The organism is Streptomyces sp. URMC 129, from assembly GCF_051386415.1.
GTDB lineage: Bacteria > Actinomycetota > Actinomycetes > Streptomycetales > Streptomycetaceae > Streptomyces.
Window position 1 is genome coordinate 1 of record NZ_JBPQTQ010000091.1, and the last position, 25,551, is coordinate 25,551.

At 75.1% G+C, this 25,551-nt stretch carries 28 protein-coding genes; 17 read left to right on the top strand and 11 right to left on the bottom strand.

Annotation, left to right across the window (positions count from 1 at the left end):
• Positions 1-113 precede the first annotated feature (113 nt).
• The gene (locus ACSNOC_RS18770; RefSeq protein WP_436748643.1) at positions 114-950 is read right to left on the bottom strand and encodes an endonuclease/exonuclease/phosphatase family protein; all 837 of its coding nucleotides are present in this window, start codon (positions 948-950) and stop codon (positions 114-116) included.
• Positions 951-973: 23 nt separating this feature from the next.
• Here ACSNOC_RS18770 and ACSNOC_RS18775 point away from each other — a divergent pair, with 23 nt between their 5' ends.
• Positions 974-1,687 carry an HAD family hydrolase gene (locus ACSNOC_RS18775; RefSeq protein WP_436748644.1) on the top strand — a complete coding sequence of 238 codons (714 nt, stop codon included), beginning with the start codon at positions 974-976 and terminating at the stop codon, positions 1,685-1,687.
• Here ACSNOC_RS18775 and ACSNOC_RS18780 read toward each other — a convergent pair.
• The gene (locus ACSNOC_RS18780; protein ID WP_436748645.1) at positions 1,629-2,084 is read right to left on the bottom strand and encodes a hypothetical protein; all 456 of its coding nucleotides are present in this window, start codon (positions 2,082-2,084) and stop codon (positions 1,629-1,631) included. The two genes, ACSNOC_RS18775 and ACSNOC_RS18780, sit on opposite strands and share 59 nt — an antisense overlap.
• A gap of 154 nt (positions 2,085-2,238) precedes the next feature.
• On the opposite strand from ACSNOC_RS18780, the gene ACSNOC_RS18785 reads away from it, so the two are divergent.
• Complete coding sequence (locus ACSNOC_RS18785) at positions 2,239-3,045, top strand: SAM-dependent methyltransferase (RefSeq protein ID WP_436748646.1); 807 nt, start codon at positions 2,239-2,241, stop codon at positions 3,043-3,045.
• Between the two features lie 146 nt (positions 3,046-3,191).
• Positions 3,192-3,365, top strand: a complete 174-nt coding sequence (locus ACSNOC_RS18790; protein WP_436748647.1) for a DUF397 domain-containing protein — start codon at positions 3,192-3,194, stop codon at positions 3,363-3,365.
• Positions 3,366-3,387: 22 nt separating this feature from the next.
• On the opposite strand, the gene ACSNOC_RS18795 is transcribed toward ACSNOC_RS18790, so the two are convergent.
• Positions 3,388-3,657, bottom strand: coding sequence for a lasso peptide biosynthesis PqqD family chaperone (locus tag ACSNOC_RS18795; RefSeq protein WP_436748648.1), 270 nt, complete (start codon positions 3,655-3,657; stop codon positions 3,388-3,390).
• 219 nt (positions 3,658-3,876) lie between these two features.
• Entirely contained in the window at positions 3,877-4,965 is a 1,089-nt protein-coding gene (locus ACSNOC_RS18800) for an Rv2578c family radical SAM protein (RefSeq protein WP_436748649.1), read from the bottom strand.
• Between the two features lie 118 nt (positions 4,966-5,083).
• Here ACSNOC_RS18800 and ACSNOC_RS18805 point away from each other — a divergent pair, with 118 nt between their 5' ends.
• Positions 5,084-5,545 carry an SRPBCC family protein gene (locus ACSNOC_RS18805; RefSeq protein ID WP_436748650.1) on the top strand — a complete coding sequence of 154 codons (462 nt, stop codon included), beginning with the start codon at positions 5,084-5,086 and terminating at the stop codon, positions 5,543-5,545.
• On the opposite strand, the gene ACSNOC_RS18810 is transcribed toward ACSNOC_RS18805, so the two are convergent.
• Positions 5,542-6,363 carry an NAD(P)H-dependent oxidoreductase gene (locus tag ACSNOC_RS18810; protein ID WP_436748651.1) on the bottom strand — a complete coding sequence of 274 codons (822 nt, stop codon included), beginning with the start codon at positions 6,361-6,363 and terminating at the stop codon, positions 5,542-5,544. The genes ACSNOC_RS18805 and ACSNOC_RS18810 overlap by 4 nt on opposite strands.
• A 98-nt stretch (positions 6,364-6,461) precedes the next feature.
• On the opposite strand from ACSNOC_RS18810, the gene ACSNOC_RS18815 reads away from it, so the two are divergent.
• From ACSNOC_RS18815 to ACSNOC_RS18855, 9 genes are all read left to right on the top strand, one after another.
• Positions 6,462-7,346 (top strand): helix-turn-helix transcriptional regulator, encoded by an 885-nt coding sequence (locus ACSNOC_RS18815; RefSeq protein WP_436748652.1) that lies wholly within the window; start codon positions 6,462-6,464, stop codon positions 7,344-7,346.
• Between the two features lie 39 nt (positions 7,347-7,385).
• Positions 7,386-8,222 (top strand): M55 family metallopeptidase, encoded by an 837-nt coding sequence (locus ACSNOC_RS18820; protein WP_436748653.1) that lies wholly within the window; start codon positions 7,386-7,388, stop codon positions 8,220-8,222.
• The gene (locus ACSNOC_RS18825) at positions 8,215-9,573 is read left to right on the top strand and encodes a M20/M25/M40 family metallo-hydrolase (RefSeq protein ID WP_436748654.1); all 1,359 of its coding nucleotides are present in this window, start codon (positions 8,215-8,217) and stop codon (positions 9,571-9,573) included. The genes ACSNOC_RS18820 and ACSNOC_RS18825 overlap by 8 nt, the downstream gene beginning before the upstream one ends.
• Before the next feature lie 13 nt (positions 9,574-9,586).
• Positions 9,587-11,590 carry a prolyl oligopeptidase family serine peptidase gene (locus ACSNOC_RS18830; protein ID WP_436748655.1) on the top strand — a complete coding sequence of 668 codons (2,004 nt, stop codon included), beginning with the start codon at positions 9,587-9,589 and terminating at the stop codon, positions 11,588-11,590.
• Positions 11,591-11,694: 104 nt separating this feature from the next.
• Complete coding sequence (locus ACSNOC_RS18835) at positions 11,695-12,111, top strand: CBS domain-containing protein (RefSeq protein ID WP_436748669.1); 417 nt, start codon at positions 11,695-11,697, stop codon at positions 12,109-12,111.
• A 155-nt stretch (positions 12,112-12,266) separates the two neighbouring features.
• Entirely contained in the window at positions 12,267-12,491 is a 225-nt protein-coding gene (locus ACSNOC_RS18840; protein WP_436748656.1) for a hypothetical protein, read from the top strand.
• Between the two features lie 95 nt (positions 12,492-12,586).
• Positions 12,587-14,512, top strand: coding sequence for a DUF5107 domain-containing protein (locus ACSNOC_RS18845; RefSeq protein ID WP_436748657.1), 1,926 nt, complete (start codon positions 12,587-12,589; stop codon positions 14,510-14,512).
• 67 nt (positions 14,513-14,579) lie between these two features.
• Entirely contained in the window at positions 14,580-15,089 is a 510-nt protein-coding gene (locus ACSNOC_RS18850) for a DUF1772 domain-containing protein (protein ID WP_436748658.1), read from the top strand.
• 58 nt (positions 15,090-15,147) lie between these two features.
• Positions 15,148-15,522, top strand: coding sequence for a DoxX family protein (locus ACSNOC_RS18855; protein ID WP_436748659.1), 375 nt, complete (start codon positions 15,148-15,150; stop codon positions 15,520-15,522).
• A 19-nt stretch (positions 15,523-15,541) separates the two neighbouring features.
• Here the strand turns inward: ACSNOC_RS18855 and ACSNOC_RS18860 are convergent, their stop codons facing one another.
• Positions 15,542-16,348: a methyltransferase domain-containing protein gene (locus ACSNOC_RS18860; protein WP_436748660.1), complete on the bottom strand. Its 807-nt coding sequence runs from the start codon at positions 16,346-16,348 to the stop codon at positions 15,542-15,544.
• Positions 16,349-16,498: 150 nt separating this feature from the next.
• Here ACSNOC_RS18860 and ACSNOC_RS18865 point away from each other — a divergent pair, with 150 nt between their 5' ends.
• A complete protein-coding gene (locus ACSNOC_RS18865; protein ID WP_436748661.1) occupies positions 16,499-17,545 on the top strand; it encodes an MBL fold metallo-hydrolase in 1,047 nt (348 codons plus the stop codon).
• Here ACSNOC_RS18865 and ACSNOC_RS18870 read toward each other — a convergent pair.
• Together ACSNOC_RS18870 and ACSNOC_RS18875 are read right to left on the bottom strand one after the other, a co-directional pair.
• Positions 17,542-18,219 carry a DedA family protein gene (locus tag ACSNOC_RS18870; protein WP_436748662.1) on the bottom strand — a complete coding sequence of 226 codons (678 nt, stop codon included), beginning with the start codon at positions 18,217-18,219 and terminating at the stop codon, positions 17,542-17,544. The genes ACSNOC_RS18865 and ACSNOC_RS18870 overlap by 4 nt on opposite strands.
• Entirely contained in the window at positions 18,216-18,992 is a 777-nt protein-coding gene (locus ACSNOC_RS18875; protein WP_436748663.1) for an MBL fold metallo-hydrolase, read from the bottom strand. The genes ACSNOC_RS18870 and ACSNOC_RS18875 overlap by 4 nt, the downstream gene beginning before the upstream one ends.
• Before the next feature lie 262 nt (positions 18,993-19,254).
• On the opposite strand from ACSNOC_RS18875, the gene ACSNOC_RS18880 reads away from it, so the two are divergent.
• Positions 19,255-21,300: a phage holin family protein gene (locus ACSNOC_RS18880; RefSeq protein WP_436748670.1), complete on the top strand. Its 2,046-nt coding sequence runs from the start codon at positions 19,255-19,257 to the stop codon at positions 21,298-21,300.
• A gap of 86 nt (positions 21,301-21,386) precedes the next feature.
• Positions 21,387-21,692 carry a 4a-hydroxytetrahydrobiopterin dehydratase gene (locus ACSNOC_RS18885; RefSeq protein ID WP_436748664.1) on the top strand — a complete coding sequence of 102 codons (306 nt, stop codon included), beginning with the start codon at positions 21,387-21,389 and terminating at the stop codon, positions 21,690-21,692.
• 25 nt (positions 21,693-21,717) lie between these two features.
• Here ACSNOC_RS18885 and ACSNOC_RS18890 read toward each other — a convergent pair whose 3' ends face one another.
• Positions 21,718-22,560 (bottom strand): aldo/keto reductase, encoded by an 843-nt coding sequence (locus ACSNOC_RS18890; protein ID WP_436748665.1) that lies wholly within the window; start codon positions 22,558-22,560, stop codon positions 21,718-21,720.
• Positions 22,561-22,681: 121 nt separating this feature from the next.
• Between ACSNOC_RS18890 and ACSNOC_RS18895 the strand changes: the two genes are divergently transcribed.
• Positions 22,682-23,641 (top strand): bile acid:sodium symporter family protein, encoded by a 960-nt coding sequence (locus ACSNOC_RS18895; RefSeq protein WP_436748666.1) that lies wholly within the window; start codon positions 22,682-22,684, stop codon positions 23,639-23,641.
• Here the strand turns inward: ACSNOC_RS18895 and fdhD are convergent.
• Positions 23,602-24,423 carry a formate dehydrogenase accessory sulfurtransferase FdhD gene (fdhD, locus tag ACSNOC_RS18900; RefSeq protein ID WP_436748667.1) on the bottom strand — a complete coding sequence of 274 codons (822 nt, stop codon included), beginning with the start codon at positions 24,421-24,423 and terminating at the stop codon, positions 23,602-23,604. The genes ACSNOC_RS18895 and fdhD overlap by 40 nt on opposite strands.
• Before the next feature lie 94 nt (positions 24,424-24,517).
• Positions 24,518-25,366 (bottom strand): choice-of-anchor K domain-containing protein, encoded by an 849-nt coding sequence (locus tag ACSNOC_RS18905; protein WP_436748668.1) that lies wholly within the window; start codon positions 25,364-25,366, stop codon positions 24,518-24,520.
• Positions 25,367-25,551 lie beyond the last annotated feature (185 nt).

Genomic DNA, 25,551 nt, shown 5'->3' on the forward strand with positions numbered 1-25,551 from the left:
TCCTCGACCTGATCGGCATCGACACCGCCCGCACCGTGCTGGAGGCGATGTACGAGCGCACCGGCGACCGGCCGCACCGCCTCCCGCCCGCACCGACTCCCGGCCGCGGTGGCTCACGGGCCGGTGAGGTCCGCGACCACCGCGGCGTGGTCCGACGGCCACACGCCGCCCACCGGGCCCGAACCGGCCAGGCGGGCGGACGTCACCCGGCCCGGCCCGCCGTGCGTCGTCGGCACGCCCACGTGGATGTAGTCGATCCGCGTCCGCACCACCCCCGGGCCCCCGACCAGCGGGTTGGTGACCGGGTCCCACGACGCCCACGGCGCGCCCGGGTCGGCGGCCCGCCAGGCGTCCAGCAGCACCAGGCCCGGTACCGCCGGAGAGGTGAGCGTGCCGCCGAACAGCCGCATCTCGTCCGACTCGGGCTCCGCGTTGAAGTCGCCCGTGACCACCGGGGGGAACGTCCCGGCGCCGAGGCCGCGTTCGGCGACGAACCGGGCCAGGGCCCGCACCTGCGCGCACCGCACCGCCGAGCCGCTCTGCGCCGCGTGCAGATGCGTGGTGAAGAACGGCAGCCGCCCGGCGTCCGTCTCGATCAGCGCGTGCAGCGCGACCCGGACCTCCTCCGGTCCGTCCGCGACCGGCAGCCGCTCGACGGCCGACTCCACGATCGGCCACCTGCTGAGCACCGCGTTCCCCACGCCCAGCCCGACCGACGCCGCCGTGCCGACCCGGTCCCGCCAGTACGAGAAGACCTCGCCCGGCGCCCACGCCCAGTGCATGCCCAACTCGTCCGCCAGCCATCGCGCCAGGTTCTCGTCGCCGGCCTGCCACACCTCCTGCAACCCGCAGATGTCCGGTTTCTCCTCCCGCAGCACCGACAGGATCGCCTTCCGCCGCTGGTCCCAGGATCCGAACCGCCACCACAGGTTCCACGTGAGGATGCGCACGCCCTGATGCTACGGTCCCGGCCATGGGGATCAGCGCCGTGGTCTGGGACATCGACGACACCCTGTTCGACTACACCGGCACCGACCGCGCCGCCGCGCTGCGGCACTTCGCCGCCGAGGGACTGCTCGGCCGGTTCCCGTCGCCGGAGGCGGCCCTGACGCGCTGGCGGGCCGTGATGGAGGAGCAGTACGCCCGCTACCTCGCCGGGGAGATGTCCTTCGCCGCCCAGCGCCGGGAACGCGCCCGCGCCTTCCTCGGGGAGCCGCTGTCCGACGCCGAGGCCGACGCCTGGTTCGGCCGGTATCTGGCCCAGCGCCGGGAGACCGACGGCCTCTTCCCCGACGTGCTGCCCGCGCTCACCGCCCTCACGCCCGGCTACCGGCACGGCCTGCTGTCCAACTCCGACCTCGCCCACCAGGACCGCGTGCTGCGCGGGCTCGGCATCCGCGACCGGTTCGACGTGCTCATCTGCTCCGACCAGTTGGGCCACGCCAAGCCCGCGCCCGAGGCGTTCCTCGCGGCCTGCGACGCGCTGCGCCTGCCGCCCTCGGCCGTCGCGTACGTGGGCGACCGGCCCGACATCGACGCCGCGGGCGCCGACGCGGCCGGACTGGTCGGGATCTGGCTGGACCGCGCCGGCGACGGCACCGCCCACCCGGAGCTGGGGCTGCGCCGGATCACCGGCCTGGGCGCACTGCCCGCCCTGCTGAGGAGCCTGGCGGATCCCACCAGTTGAACAGCAGTTCGCCCAGCGTCCGGGGCCGCCACCTGAGGGCGGCCTCCCGGTCCTGCGCGTCCAGGGTGCCCGGGTCCACCGCCGACAGCGGCGTGGCCAGCGCCCCGGCCCGTAACACCCGCAGTCCGTACCAGGCGAACACCTCGGACCAGGGCGGCGGTTCGCGGAAGTGCAGCACACAGGAGCCGGGGAACGACGGCGGGGCGGCGAACGCCACGAGGCCGCCGCGCGGGCGGCACAGGACCCGGTGGCGCAGCGCGCTGTCGCTCATCGCGGCGGAGTGGAAGGCGGGGACGCCGACCGCCTCGGTCAGCTCGTAGAACGTCACCTCGGGCGTTCTGCGCGCGGCCTCGTGACAGGCGTCGCGGAAGACCTTCAGCCGTGTGTCGCCCGGCATCGTCATCACCCCCATCGCTCCGGCGTCGCCGCGGTCCGTGTGCCGTGTGCCGTGTGCCGTCAGAAGCCTAGGGGACACGGGTGGTCACGGCCGGGCCGGGGCCGCCGGGCCCGATCCCCGTCCGGCCCGCCCCGCGCGCCCGGCTTGCACGTGCATGCGGCGCCCCGCCATCATCGCGGGGGTGACCGTGGACGCGAACGTGGCGCACAACGCCAGGGTGTGGGACTACTGGCTGGGCGGCAGGGAGAACTATGAGGTCGACCGCCGGGTCGGTGACGAGATCATCGGGATGTTCCCCGACATCGTCCACGTCGCCCGCGCGGACCGGCTGTTCCTGAACCGCGTCGTCGCCCACCTGGCCGGCGAGGCGGGCGTCCGGCAGTTCCTCGACATCGGCACCGGCCTGCCCACGGCGAGCAACACCCACGAGGTGGCGCAGCGCGTCGCGCCCGAGTCCCGGATCGTCTACGTCGACAACGACCCGCTGGTGCTCGCCCACGCCAGAGCCCTGCTGGTGAGCAGACCCGAGGGCAGCACCGACTACGTCGAGGCCGACGCGCACGACCCGGACACGATCCTCCACGCGGCGGCCAAGACCCTCGACTTCGGCCGCCCGGTGGCGATCATGCTGCTCGGCGTCCTCAACTTCATCCTCGACACGGAGGAGGCGGTGGAGGTGGTGCGCCGGCTACTGGACGCGGTGCCCCCGGGCAGCTATGTGGCGCTGACCCACCCCACCCACGAACTCGGCGGCGCGGCCAACGCCGACGCCATCCGCCACTGGAACCGGCAGGCCAGGCCGCCGCTCACCTCCCGCACCCGCGCGGAGATCAGCCGCTTCCTGCACGGCCTCGACGTCCTCGACCCCGGCCTGGTCACCTGCTCCCAGTGGCGGCCGGCACCGGGCGATCCGCGGCCCGCCGCGGTGGCCCAGTACGCGGCGGTGGCCCGCAAACCCTGACCGGCCCCCGCGCGCCCCTCCCGGGCGGGGCGGGCTCGCGGTCATATCCGGCCAAGCCGCCACGCCGCGGGGCGTGCCTTGCTTTGATGGAACGGGTGACCCCCGCCCGCCGGAGGGCGGGGGCCCGTTCCTCGACGAGGTGGGACATGTGGCGTAGATCGAGCTACAGCAACGGGAACGGCGGCGACTGCGTCGAGGTGGCCGACGGCGTTCCGGGGGTGCGGCCGGTGCGGGACAGCAAACTGCCGGGGGGTTCGCCCCTGTTGTTCTCGGTGGGGGCCTGGGCCGCCTTCATCGGGTCGGTGAAGCGGACGGTCTGAGGGCCTCGCCGCACGCGCCGGTTCACCGGTCGGGGGCCGGCTCGGCCAGCCGGACGCTGGTGAGGCGCTGGATCAGCGCCCCGACGTCCGCGGCGGCCTGTTCGCGGGCCACGGCACGGTCGGCGGCTAGCCGCTCGGCGGCCTCCTCCACCGTGGCGCCCGCCAGCAGGGCGCGCAGCACGAGGGCGCCGGTGGCGTTCAACTGCCAGTAGCGGCCCTTGCGTTCGTCGAGCAGCACCATGCCGGTGCCGGTGTCGCGGGCGGTGACGTCACGGCGCAGCCGCAAGCTCATCGGGGTGCTCCTTCGGATGGGCGGGAGGGTAAACGTTTCCCGCGCGCACGGCGGGAACCCCGCCCGGGGACGGATGGCGCGCATGCCGCTTCCCCTCCCGGGGATGCCCGGGAAGTCCGGACCAGGGAATGATTGCCATATCCATCGACCGGCATGCCGGACGTCACCCTGGAGGGCGACAAGTCGGCGCGCGGCGCCGTCAGTTGGTGACCGGGGCGGTCACAGGAGGGTGAGCTGCGTCGCACCGGGCGCGGGCCCGGGCGTGGGCCCGGCGGCGGGCGCGGGCTCCGGGGCCCGCTCGGGCAGGGCGCGATGGGCGCCCCGGCGCGTGGGCCCCATGCCGTACTCGGCGGCCAGCTCGTGGACCTGGCCGGTGATCCGGCGCTGGTACCACCGGGGCGCGTACGAGCCGTCACCGTACAGCACCTGGTACCGGCGGACCAGGTGCGGGTGGTGCCGGGCCAGCCAGCCCATGAACCACTCGCGGGCGCCCGGCCGCAGGTGCAGGGCCAGCGGCGTCACGGACGTCGCCCCGGCCGCCGCGATGGCGCGGACCGTGTCCCGCAGCCGCTCCGGCGAGTCCGACAGATACGGGATCACCGGGGCCATCAGCACGCCGCAGGAGATGCCGTGCCCGGCGAGCGTCCGTACCACCTCCAGCCGCCGCTCGGGCGCCGGGGTCCCCGGCTCCACCGTGCGCCACAGCGCGGTGTCGGTGAAGCCGACCGAGACCGAGATCCCGACCTCGGTGACGGCGGCGGCCTGCCGCAGCAGCTCCAGATCGCGCAGGATCAGCGTGCCCTTGGTGAGGATCGAGAACGGGTTCGCGTAGTCGCGCAGCGCCGCGATGATGCCGGGCATCAGCCGGTAACGGCCCTCCGCGCGCTGGTAGCAGTCGACGTTGGTGCCCATGGCGATGTGCTCGCCCGCCCAGCGCCGGGCGCCCAGCTCGCGGCGCAGCAGGTCGGGGGCGTTGACCTTGACGACGATCTGGGTGTCGAAGCCGATGCCGGTGTCCAGGTCGAGATAGCTGTGGGTCTTCCGGGCGAAGCAGTACACGCAGGCGTGCGTGCAGCCCCGGTACGGGTTGACGGTCCAGGCGAACGGCATCCGCGAGGCGCCCGGCACCCGGTTGACGATGGAGCGCGCCCGCACCTCGTGGAACGTGATCCCGCGGAACTCCGGTGTGTCGAACGTCCGCGTGACGACGTCGGCGGCGCCGAAGAGCGCGGCGGGCGCGGCGGGTTCGCCGGCCCCGGCGGGCGTGTGGGAGCCGCCGTCGCTCAGGCTCAGATGGTTCCAGCGCATGGGGCCTCCTCGGTGCCTGCCCTACCGTAATAGGACACATGTTCGAAGAGGTGGTGTCAAGCGGGACTGTCACGAGGTGATGAGATAGCCGGGTATCCGCACCGACCCAGGAGGTCCCATGGCACAGGTCGAGGTCGTCGCGCGGCGCGACATGGCAGCGAAGCCGGACGACGTGCTCGATGCGATCGCCGACTACCGTCAGACGCATCCCCGGCTGCTCCCCGAGCAGTTCAAGGACTACGAGGTCAGGGAGGGGGGCGACGGCGAGGGAACAGTCCTCTTCTTCCGCCTCCACGCGACGTCCAAGCGCGTGCGCGAATGCCTGATGGACGTCACCGAGCCGACGGACGACACCGTGGTGGAGACCGACCGCAACTCCACGCTCGTCACCACCTGGACCGTGGTCCCCGGGGAGGGCGCCGAGGGCGCCCGCTCCCGGGTGACCATCCGCTCCACCTGGCAGGGCGCCGGGGGCATCGGCGGCGTGTTCGAGCGGATCTTCGCCCCGCGCGCGCTCGCCGCCATCTATGACCAGGTGCTGGCCAACCTGGCCGCCGAGGTGGAGAAGCCGGCGGGCTAGTCCCCGTCCTTCCGGCCCCGTGACCGGACGTGCAGGGCGAACCCGGATGTTCCCGGGGCCTCCACGTCCGGTCGCAGTTCGAGGGAGCGGGTGTAGTCGCCGCCGCGCAGAGCGCGGAACGGGATCGGCTCGTCCGTGAACAGCGTCCGCAGCCGCTCCCCGTACGCGGCCGTCACCGCCGCGTACCCGGCGGCGTCGAGCCCGGCCGCCTCCCACACGGGGAACGGCTCCAGCACCTCCATCCCCGTGTAGAACAGCACCCCGTGCTGGAGCGGGAACAGCATGTCCGCCAGCGGCCCGTGGATGCCGCGCGCCGAGAACGACCGCGCGTCCGCGCCCAGGGACACCGCGATCATCGCCCGCCGCCCGGCCAGCGTGCCGTCGCCGTAGCGGGGGCCGCCGCCGGAGTCGTACCCGAAGCCGTTGGTGAGGACCCGGTCGAACCAGCCCTTCACGATGGCCGGCGCCGAGAACCACCACAGGGGGAACTGGAAGATCACCGCGTCCGCCCACAGCAGCTTCCGCTGCTCGGCGACCACATCGGGCGTCAGCGGCCCGGTCGAGGCGGCCATGACGTCCAGCCGGCCGTCCGGCCCCCGCCGTTCGAACGCGGGGAAGTCGTCGGCGTCCACCGTGGCCTTCCACTTCATCGCGTACAGGTCGGACGTCCGCACCTCGTGCCCGGCCCGGCGCAGCTCCGCCGCCGCGAAGGAGGCGAGCGAGGCGGTCAGGGAGCGCGGCTCCGGGTGCGCGCTGACGATGAGGATCTTCCTGCTCTGCTGCCCGGTGTGCTGTTCCGTGTGCTCTTCGGCGTTCATGTCCTCAGTTCTCGCAGCTCCGCGCCCGGGCGGCCAGAACCCCCTGTTTCCCGCGGACGCGCTGTCCTGGTACTGGCAGGGCCACGCATACTGGGCCCATGGAGGACAACGGCCGGGAACTGGGCGCCTATCTGCGCTCCCGGCGCGCCCGGGTCGCCCCCGAGAGCGTCGGGATCGCGAACGGGCGCCGCCGCAGGGTCCGGGGGCTGCGCCGCGAGGAGCTGGCCCAGCTCGCCGGGATCAGCGTCGACTACTACGTGCGGCTCGAACAGGGCCGCGCCACCCAGCCCTCGGCCGAGGTGCTGGACGCCCTCGCCCGGGCGCTCGGCCTCGGCCGCGTCGAGCGCCAGCACCTGGTCAACCTCGCCGCCGGGCGGCGCGCCACCGCCGCCGACGCCTCCGGCGGCGCCCGCCCGCCCGGCGGCGTCAGCCCCGAGCTGCGCCGCGTCCTGGACGGCATGCCGGAGCTGCCCGCCTACGTGGTGGACGAACGGCTCGACCTCCTCGCCTGGAACCGCCTCGGCGCCGCACTCCTCGGCGGCCCGGCCGGCGACCGCGCCGACGACCGCAACTGCGCCCGCCACCTCTTCCTGGACCCGGCCTCCCGCGCCCGCTTCCCCGACTGGGCGGTGCGCGCCGCGGAGACCGTCGCCATGCTGCGCCACTCCGTGGGCCGCTACCCGGACGACGCCCGCCTGACCGGGCTGATCGCGGAACTGTCCGCGCGCAGCGAGGAGTTCCGCCGCAACTGGGCCTCCGCCGACGTGCTGATGTGCGGCACCGGCAGCAAGCACTTCCGCCACCCCGTGGTGGGGGAGCTGATCCTCAGCTACACGACGCTCCATGTCCCGCCCCTGGACGGCCAGATGGGCCAGCAGCTCTACGTGTTCACCGCCCCGGAGGACAGCGGGACGGCCCGCCTCCTGCGCACCCTGGCCCGGACCCCGGCCGGGCACGACGCCGAGGCCGCCTGCTGCGTCTAGACCGGCGCGGGCGCGCCCCGGCCGGTAACGTGGCCGGTCATGACCAAGATCCTCGTCTCGGCCGACATGGAGGGGGCCACCGGGGTGACCTGGCCCGCCGACTGCCTGCCCGGGAGGCCCGAGTGGCAGCGGTGCCGGCCGATGTTCACCTCCGACGTGAACGCGGCCGTCGCCGGCTTCTTCGACGGCGGCGCCGATGAGGTCCTCGTCAACGAGGCCCACATGACGATGCGGAACCTGCTGCTCGAACAGCTCGACGACCGGGCCTCGATGCTCACCGGGCGGCACAAGGCGCTCAGCATGGTCGAGGGGGTGCAGCACGGCGACGTCGACGGCATCGCGTTCGTCGGCTACCACACCGGCGCGGGCGACGAGGGCGTGCTCGCCCACACCTACCTGGGGAACGCGCTGACCGGCGTCTTCCTGGACGGCGTCCGCGCCAGCGAGGGCCTGCTGAACGCGCTGGTCGCCGCCGAGTACGGCACGCCCGTCGTCCTGGTCACCGGCGACGACCGCACCTGCGCCGACGCCCGCGGCTACGCGCCGGACGCGCCGGCCGTCGCCGTGAAGGACTACGTCTCCCGGTACGCGGCCGTCTGCCGCACCCCCGCCCGCACGGCCGCCGACATCAGGGCCGCCGCCGCCCGGGGCGCCGCGCTCGCCGTCCGGCACGAGCCGGCCGCGCCCGTGCCGCGTACCGTCGAGATCGAGTTCGACGCCGAGCACCTCGCCGGGGCCGCCACCGTCGTGCCCGGCGTGGAGCAGACGGGCCCGCGCCGGGTCGCGTACACCGCGCCGAGCATGTACGAGGGGATCCGCTGCTTCAAGGCCGTCACGACACTGGTATCCGCCGCGGTGGAGGAATGGTATGGCTGAGCACATCGACGCTGTGCACATCGATGAAACGGCACTGGACGAGGCGGTCCGCTTCACGTCCGACCTCATCCGGTTCGACACCACCAACCGCGGCGGCGGCGCGGGCGTCGAGCGGCCCGCCGCCGAGTACGTCGCGGCGCGGCTCGCGGAGGCCGGGATCGAGCCGCTGGTGCTGGAGAAGGCCCCCGGCCGGACCAACGTGGTCGCCCGCGTGCCCGGCACGGACCCGGGCGCCGACGCGCTGCTCGTGCACGGCCACCTCGACGTGGTGCCCGCCGACCCGGCGGAGTGGACGGTCCACCCGTTCTCCGGCGAGATCCGCGACGGCGTGGTCTGGGGACGCGGCGCCGTGGACATGAAGGACTCGGACGCCATGGTGCTCGCCGTCGTGCGCGCCTGGGCGCGGGCGGGCGTGCGGCCCCGGCGCGACATCGTGCTGGCGTTCACCGCCGACGAGGAGGACACCGCCCAGTTCGGCTCGGGATTCCTCGTCGCCACCCGGCCCGAGCTGTTCGAGGGCTGCACCGAGGCCGTCGGGGAGTCCGGCGCCTACACCTTCCACCCCGGCGACGGCCGCCGCATCTACCCGGTCGCGGCGGGGGAGCGCGGCACGTCCTGGCTGACCCTGACCGCGCGGGGCCGCGCCGGGCACGGCTCCAAGATCAACCGGGAGAACGCCGTCACCCGGCTCACCGCCGCCGTCACCCGCATCGGTGAGCACACCTGGCCGGTGCGGCTGACGCCGACCGTGCGGGCCGCCCTCACCGAGCTGGCCGCGCTCTACGGCCAGCCGCTGCCCGACCTCGACGGCACCGACCCGGCCGCGCTCGGCCCGGCCGTGGACGACCTGCTGGCCCGCATCGGCCCGGCCGCCGCGCTCGTCGCCGCGACCGTCCGCAACAGCGCCAACCCCACGATGCTCACCGCCGGTTACAAGCTGAACGTGATTCCCGGCAGCGCCACGGCCCACGTCGACGGGCGGGTCCTGCCGGGCGGCGACGAGGAGTTCACCGCGACCCTGGACCGGCTGACCGGCCCGGACGTCGAGTGGACGTACGCGCACCGCGAGATCCCGCTCGAAGCGCCCGTGGACGCCCCGGCGTTCGCGGTGCTGCGGGAGGCGCTGCTGCACTTCGACCCCGGCGCCCACGTCGTCCCGTACTGCATGTCGGGCGGCACGGACGCCAAGCAGTTCTCCCGCCTGGGCATGCGGAGTTACGGATTCATGCCACTGCGGCTGCCCGAAGGGTTCGACTACCAGGCGATGTTCCACGGCGTGGACGAGCGCGTCCCCGTCGCCGCCCTGCACTTCGGCACCCGCGTCCTCGACCGCGCCCTGCGCGCCCTGTGAGAGGGGATCCGTGATGTCCGCCAAGACGGTGCTCCCCTACGGCAGTTGGCCCTCGCCCGTCGAGGCGTCGCTCGTCGCCGCGCACGACGGCGCCCCCGAGTACCTCGACGCGGTCGGCGGCGAGCTGTGGTGGACCGCGCCCCGGCCCGGCGAGGGCGGGCGCCGCGCGCTGCTGCGGCTGACCGGGGACGGCACCGGGCCGGTGTCGGTGCTGCCGCCGCCGTGGAACGTCCGCAACCGCGTCCTGGAGTACGGCGGCCGGCCGTGGGCGGCCGTGCCCCGCGACCAGGGCGGACCGCTCGCGGTGTTCACCCACTTCGCCGACCAGCGCCTGTACGCCGTCGAACCCGACGCCGCCGCCACGGGCGGGCCGCGCCCGCTGACCCCGCTGTCCGCGACGGGCGGCGGACTGCGCTGGTGCGACCCGCTGATCCGGCCCGCGCTCGGCGAAGTCTGGTGCGTACTGGAGGAGTTCACCGGTGAGGGGCCGACCGACGTGCGGCGGGTGCCGGTGGCGGTGCCGCTGGACGGCTCGGCGGCCGGTGACCGGTCCGCCGTCCGGGAGCTGGCCGCCGAGCGGCACCGCTTCGTCACCGGCCCGCGCCTGTCCCCGGACGGCCGCCGCGCGGTCTGGCTGGGCTGGGACCACCCGCGCATGCCGTGGGACGGCACCGAGCTGCTGATCGCGGACGTCACCGGCACCCCGCCGCGCCTCACCGGCGTCCGGGTCCTCGCGGGCGGCCCGGAGGAGTCCGTCGCCCAGGCGGAGTGGGCCCCGGACGGCACCCTGCTGGCCGCCACCGACCGCACCGGCTGGTGGAACCTCCACCGGGTCGAGCCGGACACCGGCCACGCCGTCAACCTCTGCCCGCTGGACGAGGAGTTCGCCGGTCCGCTGTGGCGGATCGGCCCCCGCTGGTTCGCGCCGCTGGGCGACGGGACGGTCGCCGTCGTGCACGGCCGGGGCGACGCCCGGCTCGGCGTCCTCGACCCGGACACCGGGGACCTCGTGGACGTGCCGGGGCCGTGGACCGAGTGGTCGCCCGCGCTCGCCGTGCGGGACACCCTGGTCTCCGGCATCGCGGCCGGCCCGCACCGCGGCCACGAGATCGTCACCCTCGACACCGCCACCGGCCACTGCCGCGTGGTGGCCGAGCCGCACCGCGACGCCGTCGACCCCGCGTACTACCCCGAGCCCGTCGCCCGCGTCCTGCCGGGGCCGGGCGGCCGGGAGATCCACGCGCGGATCTACCCGCCCCGCAACCCGCGCGCCACCGGCCCGGACGGGCAGGCCCCGCCGTACGTCGTCTGGGCGCACGGCGGCCCGACGTCGCGCGCCCCGCTGGTGCTGGACCTGGAGATCGCGTACTTCACCTCGCGCGGCATCGGCGTCGCCGAGGTCGACTACGGCGGCTCCAGCGGGTACGGCCGCGCCTACCGCGAGCGGCTGCGCGAGCAGTGGGGCGTCGTGGACGTCGAGGACTGCGCCGCCGTCGCCCGCGCCCTGGCTGCCGAGGGCACCGCCGACCCGGCGCGGCTGGCCATCCGGGGCGGCAGCGCGGGCGGCTGGACCGCCGCCGTCTCGCTGGTCTCGCCCGCCGCCGAGGGCCTGTACGCGTGCGCCACGATCAAGTACCCCATCCTTGACCTGACGGGCTGGGCCGGCGACGAGACCCACGACTTCGAGTCCCACTACCTGGAGACGCTGATCGGCCCGCTGCGCGAGGTCCCCGAGCGGTACCGCGAACGCTCCCCGGTCCACCACGCCGACCGCGTCACCGTGCCGTTCCTGCTGCTCCAGGGCCTGGACGACCCGATCTGCCCGCCCGTCCAGGCCGAACGACTCCTCGCCGCCGTCGCCGGACGCGGCGTCCCCCACGCCTACCTGACCTTCCCCGGCGAGGCCCACGGTTTCCGCCGCGCCACCACGATCGAACGCGCGGTCGAGGCCGAACTCGCCCTGTACCTACGGGCCTTCGGCATCGACCGCCCCGACGCCCCGGCCCTCGACCTCTGACGGCCGACAGGGGCCGAATTCACTCGAATGGCGCATAGCGGTCGCCCGGGGGAGGATGGGTGCGGAGGATGGAGACCGACCGAACCGAGGAGGGACGTGACGTCATGACCACCGCCGCCGACATCATGAATCCGGGTGCCCAGTGGATTCCGGCCACGGAGACGCTGGACCGCGCCGCGCAGGTGATGCGCGAACTCGACGTGGGCGCGCTGCCCGTCAGCGATGAGAACGAACGCATGTGCGGCATCCTGACCGACCGCGACATCGTGGTGGGATGCGTGGCCTCCGGGCAGGACCCGGCGCAGGTCACCGCGGGCGACCTGTGCAAGGGCACGCCGCGCTGGATCAGCAGCGACGCCTCCGTCGACGAGGTGCTCCAGCAGATGGAGACCCACCAGATCCGGCGGCTGCCGGTGATCGACGGGAACAAGCGCCTGGTCGGCATGATCAGCGAGGCCGATCTGGCGCACAACCTGTCCGAGCACCAGATCGCGGAGTTCGTCGAACGGGTCTACGCCTAGCGCCGCGACCTGCCGCGACGGCCGGATCGCGCAGGCGGACGCGTCCTCACCCGGGCCACCGGGCGGGGGCGCGTTCTCGCATGTGCGCGCGGGTCAGGGGATGGCCGGGCCGTGTTCGCCGGGCGGGGCGGCCGAACCGCTCGCATGCTGGAGACATGACCTCCAGCACCAAGAATCCCAGGAGCGGCGACTTCTGGACGCCGGCCCGGATCGGCATCGCGGTGATCGCCGTGCTGACCCTCGTCTTCATTTTCGAGAACACCCAGCGGACCGAGATCCGGCTCCTCGTCCCCGAGGTCACCATGCCGCTGTGGCTCGCGCTGCTGGGCACCGGCCTGATCGGCGCGCTCTTCGGCCGGTACTTCGTCCGGCGGCGGTGAGGCCGGGGCCCTCTGGTCACCGGGCCGCACGCCGTGTTCCATGGTGATCACGCTGCCGTCCGGCGGCGCCCATGGCGAGGGAGCGAGGGGCACCCATGGCACGGACCGGTACGACGAGCATCCGCCGCAGCACGCTGACCCTGCCCGCCGCGGCCCTCGGCCCGGAGAACCCGCTGCCCGCCCTGCTGCCGCCGCCCGGCACCCCGGCCGCCGCCCGCCGGGCCCCCGACCGCCGCCGCCGGGGCGGCCTCGCGCCGCCGCCGTCCGTCCTGCCCGTCCGCCTGCGCGACGGCTACGGCCGCCGCCGTGCCCTCACCGAGCTGGACGCCGTCGTCATCGAGAACGACCGGCTGGCCGTCACCGTCCTGCCCGGCCTCGGCGGGCGGGTCCACGCCCTGCGCCACAAGCCCACCGGGCGCGACCTGCTGTCCACCAACCCCGTGCTCCAGCCGGTCAACCGCGCGCTCAACGGCGCCTGGTTCGCCGGCGGCCTGGAGTGGAACCTGGGCGCCCACGGCCGCTCCGCCCTCACCTGCGCCCCCGTGCACGCCGCCGTCGTCCCCGCCCCGGATGGCGGGCGGATGCTGCGGCTGTGGGAGTGGGAGCGGCTGCGCGACACCCCGTTCCAGGTGGACCTGTGGCTGCCCGACGGCTCCGACTTCCTCCACGTCGGCGTCCGCGTGCGGAACCCGCACGACCGGACCGTTCCCGTCTCCTGGTGGTCCAGCGCCGCCGTCCCCGGCACGCCCGGCACCCGCGTGCTGGCACCCGCCGACCAGGCGTGGCACACCGGGCCCGGGGGCGAGCCGCGCCGCGTGCCCGTGCCGGGCGGCCCGCCGGCCGGGGCCGGCCCGGCCGACTGGGCCTACGCGATCCCGCCGGACGCCCGGCCCTGGATCGCCGTCCTGGACGAGCACGGCGACGGCGTCGCGCAGACCTCCACCGACGCACTGCGCGGGCGGCGGCTGTCCGCGTGGGGCACCGGCCCCCGCGGGCTGCGCCGGCAGCGCTGGCTCACCGGCGAGGACGCCCCCGGACACGCCCCCGCACACGCCTCCGGATTCGCCTCCGGATACGCGGAGATCCACGCCGGGCCGGCGGTCCACCGCCACGGCGAGGTGCCGCTGCGCGCGGGCGAGGAGCTGAGCTGGCTGGAGGCGTACGGGCCGCTGACGGCCGCCGACCGCGAGGAGGCCGAGCGGCGCCTCGCCGCCGCGCTCCCGGAGGACGCGCTGCGGGCGGCCCACGCCGCGTGGCTGCCGTACGCCGACCTCGACCCGAAGGAGATCCTGCACACCGGCAGCGGCTGGGGCGCGCTGGAGGTGGCGCGCGGCGCGTTCGAGCTGCCGGGCACCCCGTTCGACCCGGCCGCGCTCGGCCCCGAGCAGCGGCCCTGGCTGGAGCTGCTGCGCGGCGGGCGGCTGCCGGAGGAGGATTCCGCCCCCGAGCGCCCCCCGGGCCCGAGCCTGGTCTCCCGGCCCTGGCGCGAGCGGCTCGAATACGCGGCGGACGGCCCGCTGGCCCTCTACCACCTGGGCGTCGCCCAGTGGCACGCGGGCGACCGCGCGCAGGCGCGGCGGAGCTGGGAGCGGTCGCTGGCCGCCGCGAAGAGCCCGTGGGCGCTGCGCTGCCTGGCGGTCGCCCACGCCTGCGCCGACCACCCGGAGCGCGCCGCCGCGGACGCCCTGGCCGCCACGGAGCTGGCGCTGGACACGGCGTCCGTGCCGATCCCGGCGCTGGCGGCGCTGGCCCGCGAGGCGGTGCCCGCGCTGCTGGCGGTCGGCCGGGTGGAGGACGCGCGCCGGGTGCTGGACCGGCTGCCGTCGGGCGTGCGGCGGGCGGGCCGGTTCCGGCTGCTGGACGTGCGGGTCCTGATCGCGGAGGGCGAGACGGCGGCGGCGCGGGCCGCGTTCGACGTGGGCTTCGACGTCGCCGACCTGGGCGAGGGCGAGGACTCCCTCGCCGTGGCGTGGGCGGCCCTCACCGACGAGCCGCTGCCGGAGCGGTACGACGTGGTGTAGCCGGGCGCGCATGGCGGTGAGCCGCTGAACGATGGCCGCCGGTCCCGCCCGCGGCTTGACTGGGGGCATGGCGATCCTCGCAGTCCTCACCGCGTCCGTGGCCCTGCTGACCGCCGCCGTCATGGCGGGCGTCTTCCTGTCGTTCACGCTGTCGGTGATGCCGGGGCTCGACGCCATCGAGCCGGAGCACTCGGTGCGGGCGATGCAGAGCATGAACGACAAGATCCTCAACCCGGCGTTCCTCACCGCGTTCGTGGGCGTCCCGGTCGCGGCGGCCGTCACCGGGGGGCTGCTGCTCCTGCTCGGCCACCGCGCGGCGGGCCTGGCGTTCCTGGCGGCGGCGGCCGTGTACGCGCTGGGCGCGTTCGTCCCGACGGCGGTGGTCAACGTGCCGCTGAACGACGCCCTGGCCGCCGCCGGTGCCCACCCCGCCGACGCGGCCCGCGCCTGGGCCGACTTCTCGCCGCGCTGGAGCCGCTGGAACGCGCTGCGTTCGGCGGCGAGCGCGGTGACCGTGCTGCTGATCGGGCTGGCGCTGCACCTGTGGGCGCGGTCCACCGAGGCTACCGGCCAGTAGAACCGGCGGGGCCGCGACCCCGCGCGGCAGAACCGGAGAACAGGACAGGACCCCCGCCATGGCCGACCCCTCCCGCCGCATCGCCCCCTCGGCCCTGGCCGCCCTGCTCGGCGCGGCGGGCGTCCCGCACTTCCGGGCGCCCGCGTACGTCGACCCGCTGGTGCCCCGGCAGCTGCCCGGCGACGCCCGCACCTGGACGTATGTCAGCGGCGCCGCCGAGCCGGCCTGCGCCGTGGCGGTGGCCCTCCCGCGCCCCCGCCGCGCGGGCGCCCTCGCCTCGGCCGCCCTGTTCGTGGCGGTCTTCCCGGGCAACGTGAAGACGGCGAAGGACTGGTTCCGCCGCGACCCGGCCTTCCGCGCCTTCGCCTACGCCCGCCTGCCCCTCCAGGTCCCGCTGGTGCGCTGGGCCCTGAAGGTCTGCCGCGAGGCGTAGCGGCGCGGGCGCCCAGGGGTCATCGGGCGCGGCACAGGATCTCGCCGTGCAGGACCGAGAACCACGCGTCGTCGTCTCTGCCCCACGCGCGCCACGCGTCCGCGATGCGGCGCAGGCCGGCCGGGGTGGCGTGGCCGCCGTCCACCGCCAGGCGGGCGTACGACGACGCCGTGGTGCGGTCCGCCCACAGCGCGCTCCACCAGGCCCGGTCCGCCGGGGTCGCGAAGCACCACACCGAGGCCGACGCCGTGACCTCCGTGAACCCCGCCTCCCGCGCCCAGGACAGCAGGCGGCGGCCCGCGTCCGGTTCGCCGCCGTTGGCCCTCGCCACCCGGCGGTACAGCGCCAGCCACTCGTCCAGGCCGGGCAGCAGCGGATACCAGGTCATGGCCGCGTAGTCCGCGTCCCGCGCCGCCACCACGCCGCCCGCCCGGCACACCCGGCGCGCCTCGCGCAGTGCCCGCACCGGGTCGCCGAGGTGCTGGAGCACCTGGTGCGCGTGCACCACGTCGAAGGAGCCGTCGGGGAACTCCAGCGCCTGCGCGTCCGCCGTGGCGAACCGCACCCCGGTCAGGCCGCGGGACTCCGCCTCCGCGCGGGCGGCGGTGAGGATGTCCGCCGCGTGGTCCACGGCCGTGACCGGTCCGGGCGCGACCCGTTCGGCCAGACCGGCGGTGAGGGTGCCCGGCCCGCAGCCGATGTCGAGCAGGGACAGCCCGGGGCGCAGCTCGGGCAGCAGATAGGCCGCGGAGTTCTCCGCGGTGCGCCAGCGGTGGGAACGCAGCACCGACTCGTGGTGCCCATGGGTGTACACGGCTTCCGGCATGCCCGCATGCTTCCGCCCGTCTCGCATGGCGAGCAACGTTGTTCCGCATACTGGACACGGTCGCTGGACCGGCCCAACGCCGCCCGGCGCGGGATGGCCGCCCGCGCGGCCCGTGCTGCGCTGAGGGGACAGGCCCGATGGGAGGCGCCGATGACGGAACAGATCGAGCGGCGGGACCCGCCTCCGCCGTCCGCCCCGCGCCCGCTGTTCGAGCGGCGCGTCTGGCCGCGCTCCTTCACCGACCGGCTCACCACGCCGCTGCCCGGCCTGCCCACCCTCATCCGCATGTCCCGCAGGGGCGCGGTGCGGCCGGGCGCGGCGGCGCAGCGCGACACCGCCGGGCTGCCGTTCGCCCCCGGGCCGCTGCCGCCCGCCGACGCCCGGACGGTGGCCGTGACCTGGGCCGGGCACGCGAGCTGGGTCATCCGCATGGGCGGCCTGACCGTGCTCACCGACCCCGTCTGGTCGCGCAAGATCCTCGCCACCCCGGCCCGCATCACCCCCGTCGGCGTGGCCTGGGCCGACCTGCCCCCGGTCGACGCGGTGGTCATCTCGCACAACCACTACGACCACCTCGACGCCCCCACGCTCCGGCGGCTGCCGCGCCGCACCGCGCTGTTCGTCCCGGCCGGGCTGGGCGCCTGGTGCCGCCGCCGCGGCTTCACCCGCGTCACCGAACTGGACTGGTGGGAGGCGGCCGAACTGCCCGCGCCCGGCGGCGGCGCCGTCCGTTTCGACTTCGTCCCCGCCCACCACTGGTCCAAGCGGACCCTGACCGACACCTGCCGCTCCCTGTGGGGCGGCTGGGTGCTGACGGACGGCGCCGGGCGGCGGATCTACTTCGCGGGCGACACCGGATACGGGCACTGGTTCACCGAGATCGGCGCCCGGTACCCCGGCATCGACCTGGCCATGCTGCCCATCGGCGCCTACGACCCGCCCTGGCTGCAACGGGCCGTCCACACCGACCCCGAGGAGGCCGTGCGGGCCTGGCGCGACGTGGGCGCGGCGCGGATGGCGCCGATGCACTGGGCCACGTTCCTGCTGTCCGCCGAGCCGCCGCTGGAGCCCCTGATCCGCGTGCGCGCGGCCTGGCGCGCGGCGGGCCTCCCGGCCGGGCGCCTGTGGGACCTGCCGGTCGGCGGCTCCCGCGTGCTGGAGGAACGCCCGCCGCCCGGGGGAGAGGACAGCCCTTAGGACGCGTCCGGGGCCGGGGCCGGGGAGTGGCCGCCCGGCGGGTGGGGGCGCAGGCGGTGCCAGAGGGCGGGGACCGCGGCGATCAGCAGGGTCACCGCCACCGCCGCCGCCACGCCCTGCCAGGGGTGCGGGAACAGCGCGCCGCCCAGCACGCCCAGCAGCAGATACGTCCCGGCCCAGCCCAGCGCCGCCGGGAGGTCCCCGCGCAGGTAGACGTGCATCGGCATCCGCGCCAGCAGGCACGCCAGCATCACCGGTATCCGCCCCGCCGGCACCAGCCGCGACACCAGCAGCACCACCGCGCCCCGCCGTTCCAGCCGGGACCGGGCCCGTTCCAGCGTCGCCGGCGCCACCTGGCTCCGCATCCGGTCCAGCCAGCGCGACCCGTTCCGCGACCGCACCCCGCGCCCGCCCAGCCAGTACAGGATCGCGTCACCGAGGAACGCCGCGCCCGTCGCGATCACGAACACCAGCACGCACGACACCGCCGCGTCGCTGTGGTGGAACGCCACGGCCGCCGCCGAACTGACCACCGCGCCGGTCGGCACCACCGGCACCAGCGCCCCCAGCAGCACCAGCAGGAACAGCGACGGATACCCGATCGCCTGCTGCGTCGTGTCCGGCGACACCGCCCGCGACGCGGCCAGCGCGCACTCCGCCCCCGCCCCCGTCATCCGGTCACCGCCGGGCGCACACTCTCGCCGTGCCCGAGCCGGTGCACCCGCACCTCCGGCGCGAGCCGCGCCGCGTGCCGCACGAACTCGTCGCCGGGGGAGTGGAATTCATGCGGCCGGACCGCTTCGAGGCCCAGCGGCCAGTACGTCCCGTAGTGCACCGGCACCGCCGCGCGCGGGCGCAGCAGGAGCAGCGCCTCGGCGGCCCGCTCCGCGTTCAGATGGCCGTGCCCCAGCTTCGGGCCCCAGCCGCCGACCGGCAGCAGCACCGTGTCCACCGGCCCCGCCTCGCGGGCCATCGCCTCGAACAGGTCCGTGTCGCCCGCGTAGTACGTCCGCGCCTCGCCCTCCACGACGAAGCCGAGCGCCGTGACCCGGCGCGGCCCGAACGGCAGCCGCCGCCCGTCGTGCGCCGCGGGCACCGCCCGCACGGTCACCCCGCCCACCCGCAGCGTGTCGCCCGGCACCACCTCGCGCAGGTCGAACCGGGCCGCCAGCCGCCGCAGGCCCGGCACCGCGGCCGGGGCGCCGCGCGGCACCACCAGCGTCGTGCCCGGCCCGAGCCGGGCCAGCGACCGCAGGTGCAGGTGGTCGGCGTGCAGATGGGAGATCAGCACCACGTCCGCCGCCCGCGCCGACTCCGGCGGCACGGCCCCGCGCCGCCGCCGCAGATGCGCGCAGCGCCGGGTGAACAGCGGATCGGTCAGCACGGTCGTCCCGGAGTCCCGCACGGTCGCCGTCGCATGCCCCCACCAGGTGATCTCGACCGGCACCGCGCACTCCTTCCGACTGCGGGCTTCTCCCCACGGGTGCCCGTGGACCGCCCCTGTGCCCACCCGCCCGACGCGTCCAGCATGCCAGGCGCCGGTGGACGCCTGCGCGGCGATCGCACGAGATGTGGACAATTGCAGTCCAGGCGGCACCGAACGACACGGGGAAGGGGGGCATGTGCCGGAGACCGGAACGGTGACGGCCCGGGGAGCGAGCGGCACCGGGGCCGCCGGGTGGCGCAGACGCGGCGCCGACCTGCTGCGGATGCTCGCCGTCTGGGCGGTCAGCACGCTCACCCTGGTCCTGCTGGCCCTCCTCCTGCCCGACTTCCGCCTCCAGTCGGCGGACGGCGACAGCTTCACCCGCGTCGGCATCACCGCCGCCCTCTGCGCCGGCTGCTTCGGCCTGCTCAACGTCCTGGTGTGGCCGTGGCTGGTGCGCGCCCTGCTGCTGGTGCCCGCCCTCGCCCTCGGCTCCCTGGTCTTCCTGCTCAACGGCTCCCTGATGCTGCTGGCCCTCAGCGCCGTCCCGGACGGGCGCGGCGAGGCCGGCCCCGGCACCGCCGTCGTGGTGGCGGCCGTGATGTCCGTCTCGTCGTCCGCCACCAGCACGTTCCTCGCCGTCACCGACCGGGGCGCGCAGCGGCGCAGACTCAGCCGCCTGGCCGGGTCCGCGCCCGGCCGACGCACCCGCACGCCCGGCACGGTCTTCCTCCAGCTCGACGGCATCGGCTTCGACCTGCTGTGCGAGGCCGTCGCCGGGGACCGCCCGCCGATGCCCACGGTCGCCGCCCTGTGCGGCACGACGCACCGGCTCACCCCCTGGCGCACCGACTGGTCGAGCCAGACCGGCGCCGCGCAGCTCGGCATCCTGCACGGCAGCAACGAGGACGTGCCCGCGTTCCGCTGGTACGAGAAGGAGACCGGCGAGCTGATCATCAGCAACCGCCCCTCCAGCGCCGCCGAGCTCCAGCGGCGGGCCGTCGCCCGCACCGGCGAGCCCGGGCTGCTGGCCACCGACGGCGCCAGCCGGGGCAACCTCTTCACCGGCGGCGCCGGCCAGGCCGCCCTGGTGCTGTCCGTCGCCGCCCGGCGCCGCCGGGGACAGCGCTCCCGTGCCGGGTATTTCGCGTACTTCTCCGACCCCGCGCACGCCGCCCGCACGGCCGGCTCGTTCCTCGCCGAACTCGTCCGCGAGATCAGCCAGTCGGTCCGGTCCCGGCTGCGCGGCGACCGGCCGCGCGTCAGCCGGGGCGGGCTGTACCCGCTGATCCGGGCGTTCGCCACGGTCGTGCAGCGGGACGTCGTCACCGCCGCCGTCATCGGTGACCTGCTCAACGGGCGCACCGCCGTCTACGCCGACCTCGTCGCCTACGACGAGGTCGCCCACCACTCCGGGCCGCGCGGCCGGGACACCCGGCAGGTCCTCGCCGCCCTCGACCGCTGCGTGCGGCGGATCGTCCAGGCCACCGAGTACGCCCCGCGCCCGTACCACCTGGTGCTGCTGTCCGACCACGGGCAGAGCCACGGCGAGACGTTCGCGAGCGCCTACGGGCTCACGCTGGAGGAGCTGGTGCGGATCGGCTGCGGCCGGCCCGTGCCCCGCCAGACGCGCCGCCCCGAGTCCGGCGCCGAGGCGCGCGGCGCCGCGCGCGCCGCCCTGCACCGGCCCGAGGTCTCGCCCGAGCCGCCGCCCGCCGCCGGGGCGGAGCCGGGCGGCGGCCCGGCCGGACGGCGGACCGCGCCCGTCGTGCTGGGCTCGGGGAACCTGGGCCTGATCTCCTTCCCCGACCTGCCCGGCCGCGCCGCCCGCGAGGCCATCGAGGCCCGCTACCCCGCCCTGCTGCGCACCCTCGCCGAACACCCCGGCATCGGCTTCCTGCTGGTCCACAGCGAACGGCACGGCCCGGTCGTCCTCGGCGCCGGCGGGACCGAACACCGCCTCGACACCGGCGAGATCACCGGCGGCGAGGACCCGCTGGCACCGTTCGGGCCGGGCGCGGCGGCGGCCGTCCGCCCCACGGCCCGGTTCCCGCACGCCGCCGACATCATGGTCAACTCGGCGGTCGACCCGGCGACCGGCGCGGTGCACGCCTTCGAGGACCAGATCGGCTGCCACGGCGGGCTGGGCGGCGAGCAGAACCGCGCCTTCCTCCTCGCGCCCGTCGCGCTCTCCCCGGCCACGCCGCCCGGCGGCGAACTGGCGGGCGCCGAGGCCGTCCACCGGGTGCTGCGCCGCTGGCTGCGCGAGACGGCGGACCCGGCCGAGCGGCCCGCCCACCGGACGGACCCCACCCCCGCCGCGCCCTGACGGGCCGACGGGTGGCGCGCCGCTCACTGGCTAGGGTGGGAACCCCCACGAGCAGGACGCAGGACACCGGAAGGAAGCCCCACGCGATGGCACCGCAGCCGCTGAACGAGTTGGAGATCGCCGAGACGCTGAGCGGACTGCCCGGCTGGTCGCTGGAGAACGACCGGCTGGTGCGCGGCTACCGGCTGCCCGGCCACCCGCAGGCCGTCGCGATGCTGGTGCACATCGCCACCGTGCAGGAGGAGATGAACCACCACGCCGACCTGACGCTCGGCTACAACCGGCTGGGCGTCTCGGTGACCACGCACAGCGCGGGCGGCAGGGTCACCGAGCTGGACGTGATGCTCGCCCGCCGCATCGACGCGCTCGCCCCCGCCCACGACGCGGAGTGACGCCGGGCACCCGCCGGTCCGTCCGTCAGCTCCAGTCGAACGTGTCCGGGTCCGGGCCGAGCCGCGTGCCGCTGTCCAGGGCCGCGATCTCGGCCAGGTCACCGGCGTCCAGCTCGAAGCCGAACACGTCGATGTTCTCCTCGATCCGGGCCGGGGTCACGGACTTGGGAATCACGACGTTCCCGATCTGGAGGTGCCAGCGCAGCACCACCTGGGCCGGGGTGCGGCCGTGCTTCTCCGCGAGGCGCGCCAGCACCGGCTCCTCCAGCAGCCCCTTGCCCTGGCCCAGCGGCGACCACGCCTCGGTGGCGATGCCGTGCTCGGCGTGGAACGCGCGGGTCTCGGCCTGGGCCAGGTGCGGGTGCAGCTCGATCTGGTTGAGCGACGGCACGACGCCGGTCTCGTCGATGACGCGGCGCAGGTGCGCGGGCTTGAAGTTGGACACGCCGATGGCCCGCGCGCGCCCGGAGCGGTGCAGCTCGTCGAACGTCCGCAGCACGGTCAGGTAGTCGTCGCGCATGGGCCGGGGCCAGTGGACGAGGTAGAGGTCGATGTAGTCCAGCCCGAGCCGGGCCAGGGAGGCGTCGAACTCCCGCAGAACGCTGTCCCGCGTCCAGGTCTCCGAGGCGCTGTTCCACAGCTTGGTGGTGACGAACAGTTCCTCGCGCGGCAGCCCGGACGCCGCCAGCGCCTTGCCGGTGCCCTCCTCGTTCTCGTAGATGGCGGCCGTGTCGACGCTGCGGTACCCCGCCCGAAGGGCCAGGGCCACCGCGCGCTCCGCCTCGTCGTCCGGCACCTGCCAGACACCGAAGCCGAGCTGGGGCATCTTCACGCCGTTGTTGAGGGTCACATTCGGGACGCTGCTCACGTGCGATTCGGTCCTTCTCTGATCAGGCTCTGATGGCTTGTGCGGGCTTCTGCCCCCTCCCATGGTCAAGGATCGGACCCGGCCGCGCATTCCCTCCGGGACCGGAGGGAGAATGCCCGGCATGCGCAGACTGGCCCGGTTCCTCGACCCCTACATCGTGCTGCTGCTCGGCACGGTCGGCCTGGCCGCCCTGCTCCCCGCCGCGGGCACGGCCGGCGAGGCCGTGGACGGCGCGGCCACCGGCGTCATCGCCCTGCTCTTCTTCCTCTACGGCGCGCGCCTCTCCACGCGGGAGGCGACCGACGGGCTGCGCCACTGGCGGCTGCACCTGACGATCCTCGCGAGCACGTTCGTCGCCTTCCCGCTCCTCGGCCTCGCCGCGCGCGGCCTGGTGCCGTGGCTGCTCACGGACGACCTCTACGACGGGCTGCTCTTCCTCTGCCTGGTGCCGTCCACCGTCCAGTCGTCCATCGCCTTCACCTCCCTCGCGCGCGGCAACGTCCCGGCCGCCATCGCCGCCGGATCGTTCTCCAGCCTGCTCGGCGTCCTCCTGACGCCGCTGCTGGCCGCCGCGCTGATCGGCGGCGACGCCGGGTTCTCCGCCGAGACGCTGCTGGGCATCGGCGGGCAGCTGCTGCTGCCGTTCCTGCTCGGCCAGCTCCTGCGCCGCTGGATCGGGGACTTCGTGGCGCGCCACCGGTCCGTGCTGTCGCTGGTCGACCGGGGATCCATCCTGATCGTCGTCTACGCCGCGTTCAGCGAGGGCATGAACGCCGGGATCTGGGACGAGGCGAGCTGGCGGCGGCTGGTCGCGCTCTTCGGCGTGGAGGCCGTGCTGCTGGCCGCCATGCTGCTGCTGACCGCCCGGGCCGCCCGCGCGCTGCGCTTCGACCGGGCCGACCGGATCGTCGTCGTCTTCGCCGGCTCGAAGAAGTCGCTGGCCGCCGGGCTGCCCATGGCCAGCGTCATCTTCGGCGGCGACGCGGCGCTGGCGGTGCTGCCGCTGATGATGTTCCACCAGACGCAGCTCGTCGTCTGCGCCTACCTGGCCCGCCGCTGGAGCCGTTCGGCGCCCGCGTAGACGTTCATCGACGTGCCGCGCAGGAAGCCGACCAGCGTCACCCCGGCCTCCTCCGCCAGGTCGACGGCGAGCGCGGACGGCGCGGAGACGGCCGCCAGCAGCGGGATGCCCGCCATCACGGCCTTCTGCACCAGCTCGAACGACGCCCGCCCGGAGACCAGCAGCCCGGCGTCCGACAGCGGCAGCAGGCCGCGCTCGTAGGCCCGCCCGACGAGCTTGTCCACGGCGTTGTGCCGCCCGACGTCCTCCCGCACGTCGAGCAGCTCCCCGCCGGACGAGAACAGCGCGGCGGCGTGCAGCCCGCCGGTCCGCGCGAAGACGCGCTGCGCGTCCCGCAACCGGTCCGGCAGCGCGGCCAGCACGCCGGGCGCGACGCCGAACGGGCCGCTCAGCGGAAGCGGCCAGCGGGCGGTGGTGCGCACGGCGTCGAGGCTCGACTTGCCGCAGACGCCGCAGGAGGAGGTGGTGTAGACGTGTCGCTCCAGCGACACGTCCGGCGGCGCCACGCCGTCGGCGAGCCGGACGTCGACGACGTTGAACGTGTCCCCGCCCGAGCAGTAACTGATCCGCGCCACCTCCCCGGCCTCCCCGAGCACGCCCTCGCTGACGAGGAACCCGGTGGCGAGCGCGAAGTCGTCCCCCGGCGTCCGCATGGTGACCGCGACGGCCCGCCCGTTGACCCGCACCTCCAGCGGCTCCTCGCCCACGAGCGTGTCGGCCCGTGTGGTGACATTCCCGTCCCGGATCCGGACGACGCGGCGGCGTTCGGTGACTCGACCCATGGGGGCCATCATGCGCGACGCGGCCGGGTGGCGGTGCCGCGCCGGCCCGGGAGCGGGCTCCAGGACCGGCGCGGGGCGGGACCGTTCCGCCGGGCTAGTCCCCGGAGACGGCCGGGTCGTGGTCGCCGTAGGCGAAGACCGACACCTTGTTCCCGTTGGTGTCCCTCAGGTGCGCGGTGTCGCCCTCGTTGTTCCAGATCGGGCTCCCGATCCCGAAGGAATAGCCGCCGTCCTCGGGGCGGACCTCGTTGGTGTGGACCCGGATCCGGCGGCCCGGCTCCAGCGTCGAGCCGGGCGGGAAGGTGAAGTCCTGACCGGCGTCGTCGGCGCTCAGCGTCCAGCCGGAGATGTCGGCCGGCTCGGCACCGCGGTTGAGGATCTCGACGAACTCGTCGACCGGCCGCACGTCGGAGATGTGGAGCAGGGTGAGCGGCGGATCGGGCGTGAACAGGGCATAGATGTCGGCGCTGTTGGACCCGTTCTCCTCGCTGACGAACTGGTGGAGGATCTTCTTGCCCTGCCGGAAGCCGGTGATCAGCACCTTGTACGAGGCACCGTCGACCGTCACCACCTGCTGCGGCGGGTGAACGACCGGCAGGTCGACCAGATCCTGCGGATTGGCGCTCTGGTTGGGCGTCTCGTAGTGGTGGAACCGCAGGACGAAGTCGACCTCCTTCCCGTCGTCGAAGCTCACGTTGACCGCGAGCCGCAGGTCGAACTGGTCCTGGGGTAACGGCGGGATCGGGAAGTTGTGGTGCGTGAACGTGCCCAGCACGAATTCCGTGCCGTCGACTCTGACGGGGACGGGCCCGCCGTGGAAGGTGTAACCGCTCTTCACACTGTCCGCGACCGCGCCCCATTTGATGTCCTCGCCGTTCACGCTGAACTGCGACGCGTTCGCTCGGGGAGGCAGCCAGGTGCCGGTGGTGGTGACTGTTGCCATGACAGGCGTGCTCCTTTTCTCTGGACCACCGAACGAGCTACCTACCGGACTGGTGTCGTATTCGGAGGTACACCTGTCTTCACCCATAAGGGTGAAGTAGGGCGGCCAAAACCTGAAAAGAAGCCACATGCCCAGCCCGGTGACCAGGCCACGACCCGATCCTGGCGCGAAATGCCCGCCCGGCC